Raw genomic sequence first — 17,015 nt, forward strand, 5'->3', positions numbered from 1 at the left:
TTCCGCAACTATAATCGACAATCTTTGCGGAGTTACTTGCGAAGATTTCTCGTTCCTCGAAATGACAAACTGGACGTGATAATCTTTGTGGTTACAAGTGTGATTCCTCCTTTCAGTCGGAATGGCAAACTGGGCGTTACAAACTATCAGTTAATTACTAATCACTCATAACTCATAACTCATAATTCATAACTTACAAAGCCTTATAACTCACTTTATACTCCACATTCGGTTTTACAATCAATTGATATTTATTCTTTGTTAACTCTGTAATTACTCCAGAGTTTGTTTTTGGCTTTGATGAACTTTCAAAAATCAATTTTCCTTCTCCTTCGCCTGCTTTTACTTTGATTTCTTTGGTACTGCAATACACTTTAACTTCTCCGTTTGGTGTCGGAACTTTTCCTTCCATCCACTTTAAACCTCCCAAATTTGGTTTAATTTCATATTCTGAATAACCTGGAGCGGTTGGTTTTACACCCAAATAATATTTCCCTAATAAGTAAATCGGACTTGCTCCCCAAGCGTGGCAAAGGCTTTTTCCGTAAGGGCGACCATACATTGTTAAATGCTCTGTTCCTTTTTTGTTCGGATTGTATTCTTCCCAGAAAGATGTTGCGCCTTCATTTAGCATTCCGCCCCAATAATCTTTCATTTCTTTTAAAACATAATTCTGTTCGCCCATCGCGCACAATGCTTCCAACTCGTAAAAACGCATGTATGGCGTTGTGATTTGGAGAACATCTTTATTCAACAACACTTTATTTTTTACGCTTTGTTTTTGTTCTTCATTAAAATAATTAAAGAAAATACCGAACATATTAGCGTATCTGGTTACAATGTTTTGTATTTTTCCATCGATTCGCTGGTGTTTCATCACGTCTTCTTTTTTATCCCAAAAGACATCAAATAATTTCGTTTTTAAATCAGTACCTAATTTTTGATATTGTTTTTGGTCTTCTATTTTCCCAGCAATTTCAGCACTTACCGCCATAGCTTCTAAACTTCTCGCTAAAAGCATTTGCTCAAAACTAACTTCACCAGTTTTTGGCAATCCGTCTGCCCAATCGATAAAAACCCAGTCTCCTTCTAATGGTTCAAGGAACCCGTTTTTGTTTCTTCTTTCTAAACAGAAATCCATTAATGATTTCATTCTTGGATAAAAAGTTTTTATGAATTTCGTATCGCCTGTGTGTAAGTAGTAATCGTAAACACCTACAAACCAATACAATGAATAATCCATAATGATGTTTACATGAGCTGTTACAGGATCTTTTCCGCGAAGCGCTAACAAAGTTCTTTCTACAGAAGCCGAATCAAAGAATAAATAATAATTCATCAAATAACTTTGATAAGCGTCTCCAGACCAAACCCAGCGGTCGCGTTTGATTCCGTCGATAAAAAATTCACGGGAAGTTAAATGCATCGTATAAGCCGACACATCCCAAATTTTATTCAATTGCTCGTCTGATGATTTAAATGCGCCACGATAATCTAATGGAAGATATTCATAAAGCATCGAAATTGAATCGTATTTTACCCCTGCATCTGCTTGCACCTGAACATAACGGAATGCTTTTGAACCGTCATGAGTGTAAGTTTCAGATTGTTTTCCGTCAAAAGATAAATGGTCTAAAGTTTCGCATTTGGCAGAATCCATCGCTTCTTCACGAGATTCGCCATAATAAAGTGCGACTTTGCCTTTTCCTTTTAAACCGTGAATTTTAATGTAACCAAAAGTTTCTTTTCCAAAATCTACTAATTGGCCAGACCCTATTTTTTCTGTTTTCTTTGCACTTAAAGGTTTTGTTGTTAGTTTGAATCCTGAAGGTTTATTTTCTGGCGAATTAAAATTCCAAGAACCAACAGGAACCCAAGGCGTACCAGATTGTTGTGCTTTTCCAGTTTCATCAATCCAAAGTTTATCTTCGTTGGTTACTTTCCAAGAGGCATCAGATTTAATATATTTACCATTAATATAAATAGCTGGCAGTACTTCTTGATTGTAAACTTTAAAAGAAATCTTGTGTTTTCCAGCAGGAACTGTAATCGATTTTGGCTGTCCGTAAATTTGAATACCATCTAAAAGTAATTGAAAAGATCCTTCTGAGAAGATTTTCACTTCGTCTGGTTGTGGAATATCTACTTCTGTTTGAAAAGTAACCAAAGCATATGGACTGTAATATTGCCAAAGCGGAGGAAATACGGCTTCGCGTTCTGTACGTCTTACCTGCATTTTATTGCTTAACCAAACTTCAAAATCTCCTGGATACCAGATCCATGTCGCTTCTTTTGGTTTTTCTTGTGCTGAGGACAGCGAACAACAAAAAAGAGCAACAAAAAGAAGTAAAGTCTTAAAAATGGGAAAGCGGTTTAGCATAGTTAGTGTATTTTGGGACTAAAGATAAGTGTTATCTTTACATTTCACAACCTGCACTATCCTGCTATTTCATAAAAAACAGTACTTTTTGATAATTTTTTAAGGGAAAAATTATGGCTTATCACTTTTTTAGTACTAAAAAAAATGATGTTACAATTTTATGGGACGCGGATGAGACGGATTCGCTATCGCGAAGACACGGATGAAAACGGATTTTTTTGTTTTTTTACTATCAATAGCTTTGTCAAAGTTTTGAAATTAAGAATGTAAGAAACTTTTATAAAGGCTTAAATTTAAAGCCAGCTTACGCATTTTTGTCATTTCGACGAATGAGACCCGAGCGATAGCGAACAGGCGAAGCAAATCTTCGCAAGTAACTCCGCAACGAACCCAATCTTTGTCGAGCTTCTCGTGGAGATTTCTCCTTCGTCGAAATGACAAAGACTGTGTTATTTTGGATAACTAAAAGAAAAAATCCGTCTAAATCAGCGTCTTTACGAAGTAAATCCGTTTTATCCGCGTTCTAATTTAGGCTAACAATCTAAGCAATCATCTTTTCAGATTCATTTTCATCTTCTAAAATATAGTTAGAAGGCGTTTTGCCCAAATGCTTTTTGAACATATAAATAAAAGCACTCGCTGTTTCGTAACCTAAATCTAAAGCGATTTCTTTTATGGATTGTTTTTCGCCTAATCTTTTAATAGCTTCCAGTAATTTCATTCGGGTGCGCCAATCGCTGAAATTCATTCCCAATTCTTTTATGAATAATCGCGATAAAGTTCGGCTGCTCATAAAAGAAAGTTCGGCATAATAATCAATTGTTTGTTTACTCGAAACATCACTCATTAAAAGTTCTACCACTTTCTGTAGCCTTTCATCATTTGTAGTAGGCAAAAAAGTGGCGCTTGGCACTATTAAAGCCAGTTCGTCTAAAAAGACATAAATGATTCTTAATTGTGATTCTGTTAAGTTGCCGCTTGTTCCAAAAGAAATGATTTTGAAAACCAATTGCTTTAAAAACATCGGAATATCAAACGAAAAACTCTTTTCTGGCAATCCTCCAATTGCAGAAGGATCAATAAAAACACTGTAATAGTTAACGTCTTTCTGAAAAGTAACCTGATGTTCTACCCCGCTTGGAATCCAAAGGCCTTGCAACGGATTTACAACCCAAATGTTATTGCCGACCACAACATTCATTACGCCACGAGTTGCATAGATTAATTGAGCTCTTGGATGCGAGTGGGAGATGCACATTTCGTTGTTAACTGTTTCAGTATAACCTATAACCGGGATTGAGGAATCTACTTGATATCCAAAATCCGTTGCTACTCTATATGTCCGATATTGACTATTCATTGTCCAAATATAGCAATTCTGACATTAGTATTCTTTTAATCTTTGCAAAAAATAATACAGCTGTTGTTTTTTAACCTAATTTAAAAATCAAAAAATACCACATGGACACTATTAAAGCAAATCCTGACATAGTTAAAAAAACCACTTATTCGATCTTAGTCATCATAAGTTTTTCTCATTTAATTAATGATCTTTTACAGGCTGTTGTTCCTTCAATTTATCCGCTTTTAAAAGATAATTTCAGTTTAAGTTTTACTCAAATCGGAATTATTACTTTGACTTACCAAATGGTAGCGTCTATTTTACAGCCGTTTGTGGGAATGTATACCGATAAAAACTCAAAACCATACTCGCTGATTGTTGGAATGTGTTTTACAATGGTTGGACTTTTCTTTGTTTCGATCGCTTCGAGTTTTATCAACTTATTATTATCAGTAAGTTTAATCGGAATTGGATCTTCAATTTTCCATCCTGAATCTTCACGTGTAGCGCATTTGGCTTCGGGCGGAAAAAGAGGTTTGGCGCAGTCTATTTTTCAATTGGGAGGAAATGCAGGAAGTGCTATCGGACCTTTATTAGCAGCATTTATTGTAATTCCGCACGGACAATCTTATATCGCTTGGTTTTGTATTATTGCGTTAGTTGGTGTTTTTGCTTTGTATAAAATTGCAATTTGGTACACGGCACATTTATCTGAAAGAAATGCGAATAAATCGGCTCATAAAATTGAAACGCATCATTTATCTAAAAACCGTGTAATTGCTTCTCTTGTAATTTTATTGGTTTTGATTTTCTCTAAATACTTCTACATGAGCAGTATTACGAGTTATTATACTTTCTTTTTGATTGATAAATTTCATATCTCTATTCAGCAGTCACAAGTCTATTTATTCTTGTTCTCTGGAGCTGTTGCAGCCGGAACTTTAATTGGTGGTCCAATTGGAGATCGTTATGGAAGAAAATATGTAATCTGGGTTTCTATTTTGGGTGTTGCTCCATTTACTTTGATGTTGCCTTATGTTTCTTTATTCTGGGTTGGAACTTTATCTGTAATTATCGGATTGATTCTTTCTTCGGCATTCTCAGCGATTCTGGTTTATGCAACTGAATTAATGCCTGGAAAAGTCGGACTTGTAGCGGGTCTTTTCTTCGGATTTGCTTTCGGAATGGGTGGTTTAGGTTCTGCTATTTTAGGAAAAATTGCCGATGCTACAAGTATAGAATATGTATTTAAGATTTGTGCGTTCCTGCCTTTGATTGGGGTTATTACGGGGTTCTTGCCAAATTTGGAGAAGAAAAAGAAGGTTGAGTAATTTTTTTATGCCACAAAGTCGCTAAGGCGCAAAGTTTTTTTTTAAAAGTTTTAATTGCGTCCAGCTTTAGCTGGATGACAAATTAATTAGGAAGCTCAAAAGGCTTTAGCCAAAATATCGACAATTTGGCTAAAGCCTTTTTCTATTCTTTTTACATACACCTCCAGTTAAAACTGGAGGCAACTCATAAAATAGCCTTGCTTTATTTGCAATCTTTTTCAAAACATAGCCCGTGGTTGAAACCACGGGCTATGTTTAAAATAGATGATTTTTATTTCGTTTCAATTTCATTATTGGTTGTAATAATAATTTTATTTTGCTGATGTTCAATCGTTACGAAATTCCCGTAATGAAAACCAATTTTCTGAAGCCATTTTCCGCAAAGACGTATTTCTGGAAATATAACGTATCGATGATATGATCGTGCAATATGCTTTGGCTGTATTTTTAATCGTCTTTTTACTGATTGTTTCATTTTATTTTTATTTCATTGAAACAAAAATAGTAAATATTTTATTACAAATAATAATTACACAAAACTTAATTGCGATTTTATAGCATTTTTTAATAACACTATTATACTTTTTATTATATTTAAAATACATCATATTTGCATAAAAAAGCAATAAATCAACATTATGTCGCAATTAAATTTAAATAGAATAAAGGTTGTTTTGGTTGAAAACAATAGAAGTAATAAGGAATTAGCAAAACATTTAGGCAAAACGGTATCGACAGTTTCGCGTTGGTGTACGAATGATTATCAACCTTCTATTGAAACACTTTATGAGATTTCTAAATATTTGAAGGTTGATATTAGGGAGTTGTTAGTTTCGACTGGGAAATAATGATAGATTATAAAACTCGTTGAGTTTTTTTAATGTATAATTAAATTCTAGACAGATTTTGATTTAAAGTATCTCTTATATCCTTTTAACAATCTCTTTATCAAAGAATCATTGCTAGCTAATTTTACATCTACAATCTTCTTTTTTATTTCTTCATTATTATAATACAATTGTAACCATCCATTTATTCTAACAAGTTTTATCTCGCCAACATCTGATAACCAATGCCTACCTCCCCATATTTCATTCTGAATTTCAGAAATTTCAAATAATTCTAATCCATTTTTATCTGGACCAAAAGCTTCGTAAAACATTCTAACTAATGATTCGATCTCTTTAAATGCAGTGTATATTTTACTTGGATTGGGAGGAATCGTACTTAATGTAAAATAAAAATAATCTTCTCCCTTATTAACTGGAACCCAAATTTTATTAAAAAAATTGAAGAAATACTCGTTTGGATATGCAAATTTTCCAAAATATTCTCCTTCATCATTATCTGTGTCATAAAAAATTGGTTTAGTAAAAATTTCAAATAACGATTTAAAATGATCTGAAATTGAATTATAATTTAGATACTCATTGTAGTACTCTATAAATTCTGCTGGTTTCAAAACTTTTGTTTCTATTGAAAGTTTTTTATATACAGCTTTTGTTTTAAGATAATTTTTGTCATCATTAGTTAGATAAAAACTACAAATAGAGGCAAAAGCCGTATGAGATGCATCATCTGTTGTATTTGAAAACGTATTTCTCTCTTTTTCAGACACTTTAACTTTGTCAGATTTGTAACCATGCATATCTAGATAAAGATATTCATTCATAATTTCATCATACCATTCGGGTGCATTTTTACCCTTTGGTAAATATTCATTAGATTTAAAATTTTCAATTCCTTTCTTTTTATATGAATTGTCAATTAACTCGAATGGATCTTTATTTTCATTAAAATGCCCACTATTTACACCTATTTTTTGAACTATTTGTCTTAAATCCTTATAACCTTCTGTCTCATTTAAATTATAGTTCATTTTACTAAAGCTATTGAAAAAGCCATTCATTGTAAGATCATCTTTCAATCCTGGAAATATATCATTTAGAATTTTTGCAGATTCTGGATTTTCAAATGCTTCTTTAAAAACAGAGTCTAATTCTAAAGATTTTAGGGTTGTTTTAAAATATTCTAATAATGAATTTAAAGCAGGATCATCGGAATCACTTTTGAATAAATTATCGATCGATAAATCTGAAAAAATATCCGACTCTTCAATTCTACTATCAAGTAATTCTTGTGGATCATATTGGTCCAGAATTATATTTTTACCATCATTAAAGAGACAAAAATCATTCGTTATTTTTGTTATGAATTCTAAATCATCTTGAATTCTTGCTTTCTGTTCTTCATCATCCGAATAACTTCGAAAAATATCACTAATATGTGATGTTGAATATAAACACAAGAATTTATCATTGTTTAAAAGTATAGATAATAATTCTGGAAAGTGGTTACTTCTCATTCCTGACATTATATTCCAGTCAACATATATTTTAATCATATTTAATTTTTATTTCTTTGAAATTCATATAAATATAAGAACAATTTTAAAAAATATATTTTAAAACATAAACACAAAAAACGCTTCCTATTATTAGGAAGCGTTTTTCTATAATATAAGTTTGATAACTATTCTAGTTTCCATTAAAAACCAAATACAAAATCAAAATCACCAATCCCAACAAACCAAACAAAAGTTTCACCTTTTTACTCGTTTTAGGAATATCCGTTTCGTCTGAAACATTAACTTCAGGATTTTTATCGGTTAAAGAAATAATAACTGCCGTAATTAAAAGCACGGCAAAAATGTAAAACGAAATCAATAAAAAGTGAGGCCAAACAGGATATTTATCGGCAGGGAAAATCCATAGATATAAAACCCCAACAAACAAACTAAAAGCCGAACCCCAAGAAAGCGTTGCATTTACCGCTTTTTTTGTAGTGCGTTTCCAGAAAACACTCAAAAGGAAAACAACAGATAATGAAGGCGCCAAGAAACCTAAAACCGCCTGAAAAATGTTGAATAAATTCTGTCCTTTGATATTGTCAATCGCAACAGCAATCAGAATCGCAAATACACATCCGGCAGCAATCGTTAAACGACCAATTTTAATCTGATCCTGAATCGTCGCCGTTGGATTGATTTTCTTTACATAAATATCATTCGTAAAAACGGTACTCAAGGCGTTTAACGAAGAACCAATTGTTCCAACCAAAACCGCAATCATTACACAGATCACCAAACCGTTCATTCCGCTTGGGAAAAGGTTTGTAACCATGGTCATATAAGCTAAGTCTGAGTTGCTTCCTAATTCTGGATATAGGGCATAACACAAAATTCCAGGAAGAATAAACAACGGCAAAGCCATCACTTTTAACCAACCAATAAAGTTTACGCCCAATTGTCCCTGCTCCAGATTTTTAGCTCCTAAAACACTCTGCACCATCGATTGATCGGTACAGAAAAAAGCAACTGCAGCAACTGGATATCCTAATAAAATAGCTGGCCAAGGATAATGAGAATCATCTGAAGGACGAACTAAATTCCAAAAGTTTGATGGTGTTTTAGCAATTAAAACATCGATTCCTCCTAGTTTTTGCAAACCTAAAAAGGAAAGTGTAAGCGAAACTACAATAAGCAGAATCATCTGAAAAACATTCACTTTAGCAATTGCTTTTAATCCTCCTGCAAAAGTGAAAATTCCAGAGAAAATCACTAAAACAGTAACGCTCTGCCACATCGGAATTCCCAAAATCTGACGTACTAAAACGCCTCCGCTGAATAATCCTAAAGACAACCAGCTTACCAAGATTTTTACCAAAGCGTACCAAGCTAAAATGTTTTGAGTACTGTCGCCGTAGCGTTTTCCCATATATTCGGGCATAGTGCTTACTTTACTTGCAATATATCTTGGCGCAAAAACCATTGCCAAAAGCAATAAGAAAACAAAAGCGTACCATTCGAAATTTCCTGCAACAATTCCAGTTGCATAACCAATACTCGCAAAGGCCAATAAAGATGAAGGCCCAACATTGGTTCCCCACATATTAAATCCGATGCTGTACCAGTTTAATGAATTTCCGGCCAGAAAAAGCGTTTCGTTTTTCTTTCTCTGTTTCATACTTACCACATATCCAATGACCAATAAAGCCACTAAATAACCAGCAACAATGACAAAATCGAGCGTGGTTAATTTATCATAGATACTGTTCATAGTCCGTATTCGTTAAGAATATCGGCAATTTTAACCGGCATTCCTGTTTGCAAAGATTTATCCATTGCTTGCAATAAAGCTACGGTTCCAATTCCTTCTTCCATGTTTGGATAAGCTTCAAAACCTTGCTCGATGCTGTCTACAAAATATTCTAAATAATTTTGATATTCTCCGCCGTGATGACTTTGTCCCTCAAAACGGAAATAATATTTTATCGTACTATCTCCCCAAGTAATTACTTTTTCTTCGCCAGTTTTGTCTGTAACGGCATAACGCAATTCATGATAATCGGCCTGACTTGCGCCTTCTGTAGCTCGCAAAATTGTGCTCATTCCGCTGTCACGTTGTGCTGGCTGAGTTGGCGAAGTGTAAACACCGCTTACACGAGCAATTCTTCCATCGGTTGCTTTGAAGATAAAATGCATCGTATCTTCATTCTTTAATCCTGCATTTTGTCCGTTACTGCTGATCATTCCGTAACCCATTACTTCCTGAATATTTGGAAGATACCATCTGATAAAATCTACAGGATGGCTCAAACCTCCGTACAACCATTTAAATGATTGTAAAAGCGACCATTCTTTCTTTAAAAACCATCTGTGATCCGCGTGATACTGCGCTTCAATGGTAATTAAATCGCCAATTAAACCTGCTTCGTAATCGGCTCTTTGCCTTTTGGCTGGTTCAAAGAAACGGGAACTTTGCCCAATGAAAACTTTCTTTCCTGTTGATTTGCTCAATTCTAAAAGTTCTTTTGCATCCGAAAGATCATCTATAAAAGGTTTTGTACACACGACATGTTTTCCGCTCAATAAAGCTTGCTTTACGTGTTGCGCATGAAGATGATCTGGCGTATAAATCGCGATAATATCAATTGAAGCATCGTTTAACAAATCGTCGTAATTAGTCGTGTACGAATAAAAATCGAATTCTTTTGCGCGCTGTTTGCACAATTCTTCGTTTCGGTCGCATATTTTAACGAGTTCTAGTTTTGAACTTTCTATAGCAGCCGACATTGTGCTTCGTCCTTCTCCAAGTCCCAGAATGGCTATTTTTAACATGAGGTGTGGTTATTTTAGATTGTTGATTTTAGTTTTTTTTTTGCCACAGATTAAAAGGATTAAATGGATTAAATGGATTTTTTAATCTGTGGAAATCCTTTAATCTGTGGCTAAATATTTTTTCCGCATAATAAACCTGACAGGTTTTAAAAACCTGTCGGGTTTATTATGCGTATTATTTTTTTGCTTCTACTTCTACTTTACTTAAGAAAATCCAAGTTTCATCTGGTTTTGCGCCTTCAATTCCCGATTGGTATTTTTTCATTAAGGCATTCCATTCGTCTACACGCGGATTATTTTCCGTTGTCTTTGGATTTAGTTTATCCAAATTTTCGCCTTTCGGAATACTGATAACTAAGATCAATTGTCTTTCATTTTTGAAGACCTGCAATTGCTGGAAATCGGCATTACAGAAACCTTTGGCAACTTCTGGCCATTTTTCGAATTGCGTTTTATGATATTCTACATATTCCTTTTGCAGTTTTTCATCAGCAGGAAGATTTGCTGTTAAAACCACATTTTCCCAATCAGATGCTGGTTTTGAATCTTTGCATCTTTCGAAGTTTTGGAAATCGTAAACTAAATCCTCATAGATTTTAATCTGTAAAGATGGAAAAGCACCCGCCAGTTTTCGCTTCGTTCTTTCCGGCTGATTCATTTTTCCGTAAATCACCAAATGATTTTTCCATTGGTACAATTCCTGACCTACAATTCTAAAACCAGTTAAAGTCGATTTGATTTTTTCGATATCAAAATCAGAACCTATCAATTCGATGGCATACGGTTTTGGCATTTCCTGTAATCCCCAATTTTCATCGATTACGACTTCTTTTTCTAAATCTTTATAAGGCGCTCTAATTCCTGCTGCATCTTTTATTTTAGTGCTCACATACGGATCATTGTGTTCCCAGATATTTCCTTTTGGGCCGTTATGGTTTTTAAGGATTTTCTTTTCCGCAATCCAGTTGTTTTTAATAGTAAAACCTTCACTTCCTTCATCGGTGTACAAATACAGCCATAAAAACGGATCGTGCGCATATGGACTGTTGTAAACCTTGTCGATATAGTTTTCTTCGATTCGGCTTCCTGGCTGAGCCGAAAGCGTGTAAATTCCAGCAACATCATGCAAGTGTTTCGCATAATGATGAATTTTATTAGCCAGAATTTTATTGTTCTGCATCACGTTTGGAGTGTGTGTCCAACCCCAGCCCATCGCCATTCCAGAATACGAGACATCTGAAATTTCGTTGTGTTCAATTGTAATATTTCGAACAAAACCTGCACTGATTCCCAGAGTTCCCCAATCTTCATTGGTTACGTTGGTGATTAAATTATCAGCGATTACTTCATCCGAACACATTTCTCTTTCATCTTTTATGATTAAAGGCAAATGCGCTTCAAAAGCTTCTTCAGAGAAAACCCCAACATTGATGGCACTTCCGCCGATATCTTTAAATAAATTTCCTTTTACGGTATTGTGATTTGTTCCTTTATTTAAATCTAAACCAGTTGAAGCCAAATGCTCAAAACGGCACGATTCAAACTGAATGTTATTCGCATAATTCACTTCTACGGCAGCGCGAGGTCGTCCAACCCAGCCTTGATTTTCTAAACTTGCCTGATTTGGTGTTCCTGGCTGTTTCAATTTATAAGCATCTAACAAATACAAACCAGATTGCAACGGCACATGACCTTGCTGCGATGGACGAAGCCAATTGCTGTATTGAAACGAAATTCCTTTAAATTGAAAATGATGAACAGGAGAATCGATTGTTCCTTTTACTTCCAGAAGATTTTCTAAAAACGGAGCAGTAACTTTAGCTGTAGCAATATCTTCTCCAGCTCTTGGAATATAATAGATTTTGGCATTTTTCTTATCTAAAAACCATTCTCCTGGTTCGTTTAAAAGCGAAAAAGCATTGTTTAAGAAATAAGCTGAGTTTCCGTTATTTTTAGAAATCCAAGGTGCTGGCCAGGGATGCTCGCTTTGAATTCTACTTTCAGGTTCTTCAAACGAAAGTCTGGCGCTGTCTTTTTGAACTTCGATGTTTTTAATTCTAAGATTCGCATTCGACCACCATTGCACAATAAACATTTCCATTCCCGGCTCAAACTTTACCGATTTATCTTTAAACGGAATCCAACAAGTTTGCGATTCATGATTCCATGATAAGATTCTTTCCATCGAGTTTCCATCTGTATTTTTGGCTCTAACTGCCTTTTTATCGTTTACCCATAATTGTCTGTAATCAATCAGACTTCCCGCTTTTTTAGGAGCATCGGCCACCCAAACGGAGCCTTTTTTTAGTCCATTTATAATCGTTGTCGATTTTGTCCAATTTTTAATTTCGATTCCACCGCTTATAATTGGTTTTGCGTTTGCATCAGCTTCTATTATTGTTGGGCTGTCCGCAGTTCCAGAATCTTCAGGACGTACAAATAAAGGTTCGTTTAAATAATACGTTCCGTTCATTACAATGATTCGAATTCCGTCTTTTATAGATGGATCTTTTAAACGACGAAGTTCTCTCGCTTTTCGCATTGCCATGTGAACCGTTGCCAGCGGATTTGATTTTGTTCCGATGTTCGAATCTTTTCCTGATGGTGAAACCCAGATTTCAGCACCACTTGCCGAAATTGTGAATACCAGTAAAAAAACGACTAGTAATTTGTTGAAAGGAATTAAACGCATTATTTATAGTATTGATTTTTTTCTTAAGCTAAAATTACGAGGCATTTATTTAAAGCGCTATAATTTTTACAAATAATTGTATTTTTAACACTTTTACCAAATAACAGGGACAATTTAAAAGAATATAAAATTACAGGCATCCTGTACCCTCCTGTAATATTGACTTCGAAACATTCACTTCAAAAATTCGGCTTTTCATTATCGTCTGATTTCCCAATTAAAAAAAATTAAATTCATAAGAAATCTGTGATAAACTCACCAAAAGTGTCATTTTCTATTATTTTTTTAATAGTTTTGTGTAATCGATTACATTAAATATTTCAAATTAAAAAAGTGTAATTTTATTTATTGAATAAAAATTTAATAAATAAAAAACTGAATTGATAATGTACCGGTTTCCAAAAAAAGGACTTTTAACTATAATATAATACGAATGAAAACTAACCGAAAAACCCTTTTATGTGTTGCTCTCGCCTCTTTTGCTTTGAGTTTCAATACAGTTTCTGCACAAAAATCTTCTGATACTTATAAAAATATTGAATTTAAAATGATTGAAGTCCAAGAACCTGTAATTCCAAATTACAGTGTAAATCTAAAAGACTTTGGAGCGGTAAACGGCGGTTATGTTTTGAATACAAAAGCTTTTGCTGATGCGATTGATGCACTTTCTAAAAAAGGTGGAGGAAAATTAATTATCCCACCCGGAATCTGGCTGACTGGTCCAATCATTCTAAAAAGTAATATTGAATTGCATGCTGAAACTGGCGCTTTAATTAAATTCTCTACCGATAAATCTTTATATCCAATAATAGAAACCAGCTTTGAAGGTTTAAATACTTGGCGCTGTATCTCTCCTATTTATGGAAAAAACTTAGAAAACATTGCTTTTACCGGAAATGGAGTTTGGGACGGTTCAGGTGAAGCTTGGAGACAAGTTAAAAAAAGCAAACTAACAGATGAACAATGGAAGAAATTTGTAGCGTCTGGCGGTGTTTTAAATGAAAAGAAAGACAGCTGGTATCCTTCTGAGCAATATCTAAAAGGCGCTAAAGGTGCCGATCAAAACATTCGTCTTGATTTAAAAACAAAAGAAGATTTTGAAGCTATTCACGATTTTCTTCGTCCAGTTTTGGTAAGCATTCAAAATAGCAAAAGAGTCATGTTTGACGGACCTGTTTTTCAAAACTCTCCAGCATGGAATATTCACCCTTTATTAATTGAAGATTTGATTGTTCGAAATATAACCGTTCGCAATCCGTGGTTTTCTCAAAACGGTGACGGACTTGACGTAGAATCTTGTAAAAATGTAGTAATCGAAAACTCAAGTTTTGATGTTGGTGACGATGCGATTTGTATAAAATCTGGAAAAGACAAAGACGGACGTGACAGAGGCGTTCCTTGCGAAAATATCATTGTAAAAAACAATATCGTTTATCATGGTCATGGTGGTGTTACGGTTGGAAGTGAAATGTCAGGCGGTGTAAAAAACCTGCACGTTTCTAACTGTACTTTTATGGGAACTGATGTTGGTCTACGTTTTAAAAGTACTCGCGGGCGTGGCGGTGTTGTAGAAAACATTTACATCTCGGATGTTTTTATGACTGATATTCCATCTCAAGCGATTTCTTTTGATTTGTATTACGGAGGAAAATCAATCGCTGAAACTTTAGCAGAAGGCGGGAATACCGTTAGCACAAAAGCGATTCCGGTAAACGAAGAAACGCCTCAGTTTAAAAATATTATAATCAAAAATATTACGATTAAAGGTGCTCAGCAAGCCGTATTTTTACAAGGTCTTCCTGAAATGAATTTAGAAAATATTGAAATCTCAAACTTGATTGCCAAAGCACAAAAAGGTTTTTCTATAATTGACGCAAACGGAATCAAAATCAGCAATGCACAATTGGATATCGAAGCGAAGAATGCTTTCGAAATTTACAATACTAAAAATCTTTCGCTGAAAAATATCGAATTTAATCCTTCTTCATCAAATGCAATTACAATTAATGGTGAAGCGAGCAAGAATATTGATTTAAGTGGTTCTTCGGCTAATTTTTCGAAGACTACAACTATTGACAAAAATGTACCTAAGAAAGCGGTTAAATTCTAGAACCAATTTTCAAACATAGCCCGTGGTTGAAACCACGGGGATGCAATATTGTCACGTATTGCATTTCTCACATTGTGTCCCGTGGTTGAAACCACGGGCTATATTTTAACCGTTTTAAGAGGCCAAAGGCCTCAAAGCTATCACCATAGGGCAACGCCCTATGAATTGATATAGACCAGAGCACAGCAAAAGCCCTGAAAGGGCGTAAGCAATAATCGCCATGTAATTGCTTACGCCCTTTCAGGGCTTTGTTACGTATGTCTATTTGCTGTCACTGGGCGTTGCCCAGTGTTCATGATGTGAGCCTTTCAGGCTCTTTTAATCTATGAGCTAACTCATAACTTATAAAACTCCTTCGCATTCTCAAACCAAATCTTATTCTGATCTTCAATAGAAAATTTCGAAATATAATCTTTTAAAGTCTTTACTGCTTCATGATAATCAGAAGCTACATTGAGAACTGGCCAGTCTGAACCATACATCAATTTATCTGCTGAGAAGTTTTCGAAAATCACATCTAAATACGGTTTCAAATCTTCTGGTTTCCAGTTTTTCCAGTCGGCTTCTGTTACCATTCCTGAGATTTTGCACCAAACATTGTCATATTTTGCGATTTCTTCGATTCCTTTTTTCCAAGAATCAATACTTCCTGATTTAATATCTGGTTTAGCGATATGATCAATCACAAAACGCTGTTCTGGAAAATCTTTTACCAAACGTATTGCAGCCGAAAGCTGTCTGTGGAAAATTAATATATCGTAAGTATAATTAAATGCTTTTAAAGCTTTAATTCCTCTTCTGAATGCTGCTCCATCCATAAAATCATCAACTTCACCTTGAACTACATGTCTGAAACCTTTCAGTTTTTTTTGATCTGAAAAAAATTGCAAACGCTCTTCAATGCTTTCATTTCGCAAATCTACCCAGCCTACAACACCATTTATGAAATCATTTTTAGAAGCTAAATCCAATAAAAACTGAGTTTCTTCTTCTGATTGGCTAGCCTGAACAGCAACACAGCCCTCAAACTGATTGGCGTTTAATAACGGGTGTAAATCTTCTGGAAGAAAATCTCTTTGAATATTTTGCATGGTTTCATCAATCCAGCTGTCTCTAACGGGATCAAATACCCAAAAATGCTGATGGGAATCTATTCTTTTACTCATAACTTTTTAATTAACATCGCTGATTAAAGCGCGGTCTAAATGTACGTAACCTCCATCCACAAAAACAAATTGTCCTGTAGTATGCGATGATTTTTCAGAAATGATGAAAAGTGCCGTATCTGCAATTTCTTCTGTTTTCGTCATTCGGCTTTCTAATGGAATCGTTTTACTGATTTTTTTCAAGACCGCTTCTCCATCTGGCAATGTTTTAATCCAATCTTCATAAGCAGGCGTATAACTTTCTGCAATAATAATGGCATTCGAACGGATTCCGTACTGAATCAAATCTACCGCCCATTCTCTTGTTAAGCCCAAAACTCCACCTTTCGCGGCAGCGTAACCTGAAGTCCCGCCTTGTCCCGTTAAGGCAACTTTTGAACCGATATTCAAAATATTTCCTTTTGATTCTTTTAAGTATGGAAGCGAATATTTAGCTAAAAGAAAATAACTTACCACATTCAATTTCAAAGAATTCATAAAATCCTCATAACTTGAATCTAATCCTGCTCCATCATTGACACCAACGTTATTGATTATAGCATCGATTCTACCGTATTTAGCTCCAATTACTTTTACAGCATTTTCTATCGCAACAGGATTGGTAACGTCAGTTTGAACGAATAAAGAATTAACACCTCTTTTTTGAAGTCTTTCTACATATTCAAAACCTCTCGCATTTCGGTCAACTAAAACTGGAATTGCGCCTTCATCTGCCAATCTATTCACGATCGTTTCTCCGATACTGCCTTCTTTACCAGCCGAACCAGAAACGACAACTATTTTATTTTTTAAGTTTAAATCCATTTTTTTTTGTG

The 17,015-nt window shown here is 34.6% G+C and carries 12 protein-coding genes; 3 read left to right on the plus strand and 9 right to left on the minus strand.

Annotation, left to right across the window (positions count from 1 at the left end):
• Positions 1-193 precede the first annotated feature (193 nt).
• Both ABXT06_RS09835 and ABXT06_RS09840 read right to left on the minus strand, forming a co-directional pair.
• Positions 194-2,380, minus strand: coding sequence for an alpha-L-rhamnosidase-related protein (locus ABXT06_RS09835; RefSeq protein WP_354590603.1), 2,187 nt, complete (start codon positions 2,378-2,380; stop codon positions 194-196).
• A gap of 541 nt (positions 2,381-2,921) precedes the next feature.
• Positions 2,922-3,740: an AraC family transcriptional regulator gene (locus tag ABXT06_RS09840; protein WP_012026080.1), complete on the minus strand. Its 819-nt coding sequence runs from the start codon at positions 3,738-3,740 to the stop codon at positions 2,922-2,924.
• A gap of 101 nt (positions 3,741-3,841) precedes the next feature.
• Here ABXT06_RS09840 and ABXT06_RS09845 point away from each other — a divergent pair, with 101 nt between their 5' ends.
• A complete protein-coding gene (locus ABXT06_RS09845; RefSeq protein WP_354590604.1) occupies positions 3,842-5,053 on the plus strand; it encodes an MFS transporter in 1,212 nt (403 codons plus the stop codon).
• 271 nt (positions 5,054-5,324) lie between these two features.
• Here ABXT06_RS09845 and ABXT06_RS09850 read toward each other — a convergent pair whose 3' ends face one another.
• Positions 5,325-5,528 (minus strand): SymE family type I addiction module toxin, encoded by a 204-nt coding sequence (locus ABXT06_RS09850; protein ID WP_354590605.1) that lies wholly within the window; start codon positions 5,526-5,528, stop codon positions 5,325-5,327.
• 163 nt (positions 5,529-5,691) lie between these two features.
• Between ABXT06_RS09850 and ABXT06_RS09855 the strand changes: the two genes are divergently transcribed.
• The gene (locus ABXT06_RS09855; RefSeq protein WP_228012038.1) at positions 5,692-5,901 is read left to right on the plus strand and encodes a helix-turn-helix transcriptional regulator; all 210 of its coding nucleotides are present in this window, start codon (positions 5,692-5,694) and stop codon (positions 5,899-5,901) included.
• A gap of 47 nt (positions 5,902-5,948) precedes the next feature.
• Here the strand turns inward: ABXT06_RS09855 and ABXT06_RS09860 are convergent, their stop codons facing one another.
• From ABXT06_RS09860 to ABXT06_RS09875, 4 genes are all read right to left on the minus strand, one after another.
• Complete coding sequence (locus ABXT06_RS09860) at positions 5,949-7,457, minus strand: hypothetical protein (RefSeq protein ID WP_354590606.1); 1,509 nt, start codon at positions 7,455-7,457, stop codon at positions 5,949-5,951.
• 133 nt (positions 7,458-7,590) lie between these two features.
• Positions 7,591-9,171, minus strand: coding sequence for a sodium:solute symporter (locus ABXT06_RS09865; protein WP_354590607.1), 1,581 nt, complete (start codon positions 9,169-9,171; stop codon positions 7,591-7,593).
• The gene (locus tag ABXT06_RS09870) at positions 9,168-10,232 is read right to left on the minus strand and encodes a Gfo/Idh/MocA family protein (protein WP_354590608.1); all 1,065 of its coding nucleotides are present in this window, start codon (positions 10,230-10,232) and stop codon (positions 9,168-9,170) included. The genes ABXT06_RS09865 and ABXT06_RS09870 overlap by 4 nt, the downstream gene beginning before the upstream one ends.
• Before the next feature lie 175 nt (positions 10,233-10,407).
• Complete coding sequence (locus tag ABXT06_RS09875; protein ID WP_354590609.1) at positions 10,408-12,924, minus strand: L-rhamnose mutarotase; 2,517 nt, start codon at positions 12,922-12,924, stop codon at positions 10,408-10,410.
• Between the two features lie 433 nt (positions 12,925-13,357).
• Between ABXT06_RS09875 and ABXT06_RS09880 the strand changes: the two genes are divergently transcribed.
• Positions 13,358-15,034 (plus strand): glycoside hydrolase family 28 protein, encoded by a 1,677-nt coding sequence (locus tag ABXT06_RS09880; protein WP_354590610.1) that lies wholly within the window; start codon positions 13,358-13,360, stop codon positions 15,032-15,034.
• A gap of 335 nt (positions 15,035-15,369) precedes the next feature.
• Here ABXT06_RS09880 and ABXT06_RS09885 read toward each other — a convergent pair whose 3' ends face one another.
• Together ABXT06_RS09885 and ABXT06_RS09890 are read right to left on the minus strand one after the other, a co-directional pair.
• On the minus strand, positions 15,370-16,200 hold the full coding sequence (locus ABXT06_RS09885; RefSeq protein WP_354590611.1) for an amidohydrolase family protein: 831 nt from the start codon (positions 16,198-16,200) through the stop codon (positions 15,370-15,372).
• Between the two features lie 6 nt (positions 16,201-16,206).
• Positions 16,207-17,004: an SDR family oxidoreductase gene (locus ABXT06_RS09890; protein WP_354590612.1), complete on the minus strand. Its 798-nt coding sequence runs from the start codon at positions 17,002-17,004 to the stop codon at positions 16,207-16,209.
• Positions 17,005-17,015: the final 11 nt, after the last annotated feature.

The sequence above is a fragment of the Flavobacterium sp. UW10123 genome (genome assembly GCF_040538975.1).
GTDB lineage: Bacteria > Bacteroidota > Bacteroidia > Flavobacteriales > Flavobacteriaceae > Flavobacterium.

Excerpts from the sequence above, each read along its gene's own strand:
- ABXT06_RS09880 (WP_354590610.1), top strand. The coding sequence starts at position 13,358 with ATGAAAACTAACCGAAAAACCCTTTTATGTGTTGCTCTCGCCTCTTTT.
- ABXT06_RS09835 (WP_354590603.1), bottom strand. The coding sequence starts at position 2,380 with ATGCTAAACCGCTTTCCCATTTTTAAGACTTTACTTCTTTTTGTTGCT.
- ABXT06_RS09840 (WP_012026080.1), bottom strand. The coding sequence starts at position 3,740 with ATGAATAGTCAATATCGGACATATAGAGTAGCAACGGATTTTGGATAT.
- ABXT06_RS09890 (WP_354590612.1), bottom strand. The coding sequence starts at position 17,004 with ATGGATTTAAACTTAAAAAATAAAATAGTTGTCGTTTCTGGTTCGGCT.
- ABXT06_RS09855 (WP_228012038.1), top strand. The coding sequence starts at position 5,692 with ATGTCGCAATTAAATTTAAATAGAATAAAGGTTGTTTTGGTTGAAAAC.
- ABXT06_RS09845 (WP_354590604.1), top strand. The coding sequence starts at position 3,842 with ATGGACACTATTAAAGCAAATCCTGACATAGTTAAAAAAACCACTTAT.
- ABXT06_RS09865 (WP_354590607.1), bottom strand. The coding sequence starts at position 9,171 with ATGAACAGTATCTATGATAAATTAACCACGCTCGATTTTGTCATTGTT.
- ABXT06_RS09870 (WP_354590608.1), bottom strand. The coding sequence starts at position 10,232 with ATGTTAAAAATAGCCATTCTGGGACTTGGAGAAGGACGAAGCACAATG.
- ABXT06_RS09850 (WP_354590605.1), bottom strand. The coding sequence starts at position 5,528 with ATGAAACAATCAGTAAAAAGACGATTAAAAATACAGCCAAAGCATATT.
- ABXT06_RS09860 (WP_354590606.1), bottom strand. The coding sequence starts at position 7,457 with ATGATTAAAATATATGTTGACTGGAATATAATGTCAGGAATGAGAAGT.
- ABXT06_RS09875 (WP_354590609.1), bottom strand. The coding sequence starts at position 12,924 with ATGCGTTTAATTCCTTTCAACAAATTACTAGTCGTTTTTTTACTGGTA.
- ABXT06_RS09885 (WP_354590611.1), bottom strand. The coding sequence starts at position 16,200 with ATGAGTAAAAGAATAGATTCCCATCAGCATTTTTGGGTATTTGATCCC.